The 4,704-nt window shown below is 66.5% G+C and carries 6 protein-coding genes; 4 read left to right on the top strand and 2 right to left on the bottom strand.

Features of this window, described 5'->3' with window-relative positions; translation table 11 throughout:
• The 4 genes from WAW85_RS10525 to xerD all read left to right on the top strand — a co-directional run.
• The coding region (locus WAW85_RS10525; RefSeq protein ID WP_422559563.1) for a copper transporter at positions 1 to 189 on the top strand (189 nt) is incomplete at its 5' end.
• An 87-nt stretch (positions 190 to 276) separates the two neighbouring features.
• A complete protein-coding gene (locus tag WAW85_RS10530) occupies positions 277 to 2,007 on the top strand; it encodes a CTP synthase (protein ID WP_422559564.1) in 1,731 nt (576 codons plus the stop codon).
• Between the two features lie 26 nt (positions 2,008 to 2,033).
• Positions 2,034 to 2,654, top strand: a complete 621-nt coding sequence (locus tag WAW85_RS10535) for an NUDIX domain-containing protein (protein WP_422559565.1) — start codon at positions 2,034 to 2,036, stop codon at positions 2,652 to 2,654.
• A gap of 12 nt (positions 2,655 to 2,666) precedes the next feature.
• On the top strand, positions 2,667 to 3,593 hold the full coding sequence (gene xerD / locus WAW85_RS10540) for a site-specific tyrosine recombinase XerD (RefSeq protein WP_422559566.1): 927 nt from the start codon (positions 2,667 to 2,669) through the stop codon (positions 3,591 to 3,593).
• Positions 3,594 to 3,617: 24 nt separating this feature from the next.
• Here the strand turns inward: xerD and WAW85_RS10545 are convergent, their stop codons facing one another.
• Both WAW85_RS10545 and WAW85_RS10550 read right to left on the bottom strand, forming a co-directional pair.
• Positions 3,618 to 4,061 carry a hypothetical protein gene (locus tag WAW85_RS10545; protein WP_422559567.1) on the bottom strand — a complete coding sequence of 148 codons (444 nt, stop codon included), beginning with the start codon at positions 4,059 to 4,061 and terminating at the stop codon, positions 3,618 to 3,620.
• Between the two features lies 1 nt (position 4,062).
• Positions 4,063 to 4,704, bottom strand: a 642-nt coding sequence (locus WAW85_RS10550) for a 1-acyl-sn-glycerol-3-phosphate acyltransferase (protein ID WP_422559568.1), incomplete at its 5' end; no start/stop codon positions are given.

Here is a 4,704-nt window from a genome sequence, read left to right on the forward strand (position 1 = left end):
GCCCAGGGTGGCGCGCCGATCGCCGTCGTCCGCGCGGACCCCGCGCTGGCCAAGGCGCTGTCCACCGTTGACGATATTGCTGAGCAACCCGGCCGGGTCACCGTCGTGCTGGCGGCAGGCGCGATCAAGGATGGAAAGGTCGGGGCATACGGCACCGGGCCGGGAGCGACATCGGTCACGGTGTCCTGAATCGCTCGTGGCTCCGCATCCGATACGGGCCCGGTATGCGCTAGGCTGGAATCCCGTTAGGTATTAAGCCTCGACGGGAGTCATAGTTTGCGATCACAGCGCCATTCTGGACCGGCAACAAAGCACATCTTCGTTACGGGTGGCGTCGCATCGTCCCTGGGTAAAGGTCTGACGGCCTCCAGCCTGGGACAGCTTCTCACTGCGCGCGGTCTGCGTGTGACGATGCAGAAGGTGGATCCGTACCTGAACGTCGATCCCGGAACGATGAATCCGTTCCAGCACGGCGAGGTCTTTGTGACCGAGGACGGCGCCGAAACCGACCTGGACATCGGGCATTACGAGCGATTCCTGGACCGCAATTTGGGTGCCTCGGCGAACGTCACCACCGGGCAGGTGTATTCGACGGTGATCGCCAAGGAGCGGCGCGGCGAGTACCTCGGTGACACCGTGCAGGTAATCCCGCACATCACCGACGAACTCAAGAGCCGGATGCTCGCGATGCACGATGCGGACGCCAGCGGCGAGGCGCCCGACGTGGTCATCACCGAGATCGGCGGCACCGTCGGCGACATCGAGTCGCAGCCGTTCATCGAGGCCGCGCGGCAGATCCGGCACGACCTGGGTCGGGAGAATGTCTTCTTCCTGCACGTCTCGCTGGTGCCGTACCTGGCGCCGTCCGGTGAGCTCAAGACCAAGCCGACCCAGCATTCGGTGGCAGCGCTGCGCAGCATCGGTATCCAGCCCGATGCGCTGATCCTGCGGTGTGATCGGCCGGTGCCCGAGCCGCTGAAGAAGAAGATCGCGCTCATGTGCGACGTCGACATCGACGGTTGCATCTCCACCCCCGACGCGCCGTCGATCTACGACATCCCCAAGGTCCTGCACAGTGAGCAGCTCGACGCCTACGTGGTGCGTCAGTTGGGCCTGCCGTTCCGTGATGTCGACTGGACCGTCTGGGGCGATCTGCTTGACCGAGTGCACTCGCCGCGTGAGACGGTGACCGTGGCGATCGTCGGCAAGTACATCGATCTGCCCGACGCCTACCTGTCGGTGACCGAGGCGATTCGCGCCGGTGGCTTCGCGCACTATGCCCGCACGGACATCGTGTGGGTTCCGTCGGACGATTGCGCGACCGACGAGGGCGCCGACGCGGCGCTACGCGAGGTGGACGCGATCATGGTTCCGGGCGGCTTCGGCATCCGCGGAATCGAGGGCAAACTCGGTGCGATCAGCTATGCGCGCGAGCGCGGGATTCCGCTGCTCGGACTGTGTCTGGGCTTGCAATGCGTGGTGATCGAGGCGGCGCGGTCGGTCGGGCTGACCGAGGCGAGCTCCACGGAGTTCGATCCGGAAACGCCACAGCCGGTCATCGCGACGATGGCCGACCAGGAAGCGGCCGTCTCCGGTGACGCCGACCTGGGCGGCACCATGCGACTGGGTTCGTACCCGGCCACACTGGCGCCGGGCAGCCAGGTGGCCCGTGCCTACGGCAGTAACGAAGTGACCGAACGGCACCGGCACCGCTACGAAGTGAACAATGCCTACCGCGACACAATCGCCGAGTCGGGGTTGGTGTTCTCCGGTACTTCACCGGACGGCACGCTGGTGGAGTTTGTGGAGTACCCGCGTGAGAAGCACCCGTTCCTGGTGGCCACGCAGGCGCACCCGGAGCTGAAGAGCCGCCCGACCCGTCCGCACCCGTTGTTTGCCGCGTTCATCGAGGCCGCGCTGAAATACAAAGCGGCTGAGCGACTTCCGGTCTCGCTCGACGGCTACGACCCGACCGATATGGCCAACGACGACGCCGACTCCGCGTAGATCGATCCTCGATGGTTGAGCGAGCAGTGAGTCGAAGCCGCCACGAGTTCACCGTCACTGACTCCGAGACGGTGTACTCGGGCGCGATTTTGGCGCTGCGTCGGGATCAGGTGGAGATGCCCGGTGGCGCGACTGCGGTTCGTGAGGTGGTCGCCAAACACGGTGCGGTGGTTGTGGTGGCGCGCGACGCCGCCGGGCAGATCGCTTTCGTGTATCAGTATCGGCATCCCGTGGGGCGCAGGCTGATAGAGCTGCCCGCGGGGCTCCTGGATGGCGGTCCGGACGAGTCTCCGGTGCAGGCCGCGCAGCGCGAGCTGGCCGAGGAAGCCGGCCTCGCTGCCGAGCGCTGGAGCACGTTGGTCGACCTGGTGTCATCGGCTGGCTTCTGCGACGAAGCCACGCGCGTCTTTCTCGCCGAAGGCCTCAGTGCGGTGGCGACCGGGGAGCAAGTGCACGAGGAAGCCGACCTGACGGTGCAGTGGCGGACCCTCGATCAGTCGGTCGCGGCGGTGTTCAGCGGCGAGATCGTGAACGCGTCGTGTGTGGCCGGTGTGTTGGCGCTGGCGACGGCGGATCGCACCGGCGCGCAGTTGCGGCCGGTGGACGCGCCCTGGATCGATCGACCGTCGACTTTCGTTGGGCGGTAATAGGTTTCATTCATGGATCAGCTTTCGGTCGAGGATGTGGTGCTGCGGTACCTCGATCACTTGACGGTGGAGAAGGGCTCGGCGGCCAACACCGTGTCGTCGTACCGGCGGGATCTGGCGCGCTACGCGGAGTTCCTGGACGGTTTGGGCCGGACCTCGCTAACTGCGGTGACCGAGGCGGACGTGCGCGAGTTCCTGGTGGCGCTGCGCAAGGGGAATCCAGCTGAGGGCGCGGCGCCGTTAGCGGATTCATCGGTGGCGCGCACCCTGGTGGCGGCGCGCGGATTTCACAAGTTCGCTGCGGCTGAGGGGGTCGTCGTCGACGATGTGGCGCACGCGGTGCGCCCGCCCAAGCCGGCGCGTCGCCTGCCGAAGGCGCTCGCGGTGGACGAGGTGCTGGCGATTCTGGAGGCTGCCGGTGCGCCTGACCACCCGCGGGCCCTGCGGGACCGTGCGATGCTCGAGTTGCTCTACAGCTGCGGTGCGCGGATCTCCGAGGTGACGGCGCTCGACGTCGACGACATCGACACCGAGAGCCGGGCCGTGGTGCTGCGCGGCAAGGGCGGCAAGGAGCGGATCGTGCCCGTGGGCCGCCCGGCGATTGCCGCGATCGACGCCTACCTGGTGCGCGGCCGGCCGGCACTGGTCAAGAAGTCCACTCCCGCGCTCTTCCTGAACATCCGCGGTGGCCGGCTATCGCGGCAGAGCGCCTGGCAGGTACTGGTAGACGCGGCCGAGCGCGCGGGGGTGCGCAAGGATGTGTCACCGCACACGCTGCGGCACAGCTTCGCCACCCACCTGCTCGACGGCGGTGCCGATGTCCGCGTCGTGCAGGAGCTCCTCGGCCACTCGTCGGTCACCACGACCCAGGTCTACACGCTGGTCACGGTCAACACGATGCGCGAGGTCTACGCCACCGCCCACCCGCGCGCCCAGTAGCTGCCCTGGCGGCCGAAGAGGTGGTCAGTCGAGCAGCGCGGCGTATTCGATGTGATGGCGCAACTGTTCCAGACTGGCCTGAACATGCCGGGCAAGGATGTCTTTGGCGAGGAGTCCGGCGAGCCAGCCGCTGATCATGCCGACGAAGGTCACGCCTATCGACATGTTGAGCTGGGTGCCCGCGCCCTCCGCCGTCGCCCATACCCGGGCGTGATTGTGTGTGCCGCGGATCGAGGTCCACGTCAATTCATCGGGACGGCGCGGCGGCACCAGGACACGACCGCCGATGTGAACGGTCCCGACCGGGAGGAAAAGATCCCACTCCTGTGCCCCGTCGGGCATTTCGGCGATCTTCGCGAACCGGCCGAAGTCGCCAATGATGCTGAAGGCGATCGCCGGATCGGTGATTACCGCGCACACCTCATCGAGCGGGCGGCGGACATAGACACTCCGGAGGACGTCCCCCATGTCAGTTCACCATCGGAATGACCGATTCCGCGGCCAGTCCGGACAGCGCAACCTGCATCGCCGATGTCACATAGCCGTACGCCTCGTCCCAATCCGGCTCGTCGCCGAACAGCTCCCGAATGTCGATCGGGGGCAGCACCTGGACGCGGATCTTGACCGGCAAGGGCACGTGCGGCAGGTCCCCGGGAACCAGACCCCACGGGAGACTGATACTGATCGGAACCGACTTGATGCGCAGGTACTTGTCGAAGCGGAGAGCCTTGGCGGTCTTGCGGCCGTCATTGAGAACGAAGAAGCTCTCCTGCCCGCCGTGGGCGACCACCGGGACGATCTTCGCGCCCGCCTCGTGTGCGAGGCGCAGAAAGCCTTTCCGTCCGCTGAAGACGATCCGGTTCCGGTCGCGCCACGGGCGCAGCGCTTCCACATCGCCACCCGGATACACCAGCACGCTCGCACCCTGACCGAGCAATTCGGCGGCCCTGGCCTGATCGGCCCGGATGACACCGAACTTCCGGGCCATATCGCCGAGCAATGGAACCTTCATGATCACCTCGTGCGCGAGGACCACGAGGGGTCGGCCCTCCACCGTGAAATAAGTGTGGTAGCCGAGGGCGAAGACAAAGGTGTCGGGGATATTGGCGCC

The organism is Gordonia sp. (in: high G+C Gram-positive bacteria) (assembly GCF_049299075.1).
Classification (GTDB): Bacteria; Actinomycetota; Actinomycetes; order Mycobacteriales; family Mycobacteriaceae; genus Gordonia.

Excerpts from the sequence above, each read along its gene's own strand:
- xerD (WP_422559566.1), top strand. The coding sequence starts at position 2,667 with ATGGATCAGCTTTCGGTCGAGGATGTGGTGCTGCGGTACCTCGATCAC.
- WAW85_RS10545 (WP_422559567.1), bottom strand. The coding sequence starts at position 4,061 with ATGGGGGACGTCCTCCGGAGTGTCTATGTCCGCCGCCCGCTCGATGAG.